This window comes from Dyella sp. 01N36 (genome assembly GCF_056399745.1).
The window spans coordinates 1-1,471 of the sequence record NZ_JBFTRY010000360.1 but is presented as its reverse complement, the minus strand read 5'-3'; the positions used below and the strand labels follow the sequence as shown (position 1 = coordinate 1,471).

The following is a 1,471-nucleotide window of genomic DNA, read 5'->3' as shown; positions in this document are numbered from 1 at the left end:
GACCTGTCCTATGACGGCAACTCGCCGCCGCGCCTGCTGGAATACAACGCCGACACGCCCACGGCACTGTTCGAGGCGTCGGTGGCGCAGTGGTACTGGATGGAGGATGTCGCCAGCGACGCCGACCAGTTCAACTCCATCCATGAAGCGCTGGTCGAGCGCTGGGGCGGGTTGCCCAAGGCTTCGCACGTGCACTTCGCCGCGTGTTACGACAGCGCCGAAGATGCGCTGACCTGCGACTACTTGATCGATACATGCATGCAGGCCGGCCATCGCACCACCGCATTGGACATTGAGCAGATCGGCTGGTCAGGCAAGGATTTCATCGATCTGGACAACGCCCCGATCGAGCGGCTGTTCAAGCTCTATCCGTGGGAATGGATGCTGGCGGAGCCGTTTGCCGAGCACTTGCCGCAGACGCGCCTGCGCTGGTTCGAGCCGGCCTGGAAGATGGTGCTGTCGAACAAGGCGATCCTGCCGCTGCTATGGGAATATTTTCCCCATCATCCGAATCTGCTGCCCGCCAGCCGTCGTCGTGCGGATATTCAAGGCACCGTGGTGCGCAAGCCGTACTGGGGCAGGGAAGGCGCAGGCGTAGTGGTGCTGGGCCGGGACGATGCCGGTGGCCCGACTGCCGAGCCCTGCATCTATCAGGCATTCGCGCCGCTGCCGGTGTTCGATGGGCGACATGCGCTGGTGGGCTCGTGGGTGGTCGGCGATCGCGCCGTGGGCATGGGCATGCGCGAGGACGTCGACGCCATCACGCGCAACACCAGCTGCTTCGTGCCGCATCTGTTTCGCTGAGCCGTCGACCGCGGTGGTGCCTTATTCGCGCGGCGTGCTGAAGGTGCGCCGATAGTTGGCCGGCGATACGCGATAGGCGCGCTGGAATTGCTGCCGCAGCGTGACGGGCGAGCCAAGGCCGATGTCGGCAGCAATGCGTTCCAGCGGGCGCCGCGTGGTTTCCAGCAGGCGTTGCGCCTCCGCCAGTCGTTGCGACAACAACCAATCGCCGAAGCTGCCACCGGTCAATTGACGGAAGTGGCGGGTGAACGTGCGCCGGCTCATGGCGGCCTTGGCGGCGATGGCGTCCAGATCGTGCGCTTCGTGCAGATGGCGCTGCACATGTTCCAGCAGGCGCGCCATGCGGCGGTCGGCCGGCGCCTCGGCCACGGGTTTCTCGATGAATTGCGCTTGCCCGCCGCGCCGCACCGGCGGCACCACCATGCGGCGCGCAATGCGATTGGCGACTTCGGCGCCCAGCAGCTGGCGCACCAGGTGCAGGCAGCAGTCGATGCCGGCCGCCGCGCCGGCGGAGGTGACGATATTGCCTTCGTCGACGTACAGCACGTCGGCGTCCACCTGGATCTTTGGAAACTGTTCCATCATCGGCTCCGCCCAGGCCCAGTGGGTGGTGGCGCGGCGGCCGTCGAGCAGGCCGGCATGGGCGAGCACATACGCGCCCATGCAC

The 1,471-nt window shown here is 66.2% G+C and carries 2 protein-coding genes; one reads left to right on the top strand and one right to left on the bottom strand.

What is annotated here, in order from left to right; genetic code table 11:
- A partial coding sequence (locus AC1DMG_RS22095) for a glutathionylspermidine synthase family protein (RefSeq protein WP_477181149.1) occupies positions 1-804 on the top strand: 804 nt, incomplete at its 5' end.
- A 21-nt stretch (positions 805-825) separates the two neighbouring features.
- Here the strand turns inward: AC1DMG_RS22095 and AC1DMG_RS22090 are convergent.
- On the bottom strand, positions 826-1,471 hold a 646-nt coding region (locus AC1DMG_RS22090; RefSeq protein ID WP_477181148.1), incomplete at its 5' end, for a GlxA family transcriptional regulator.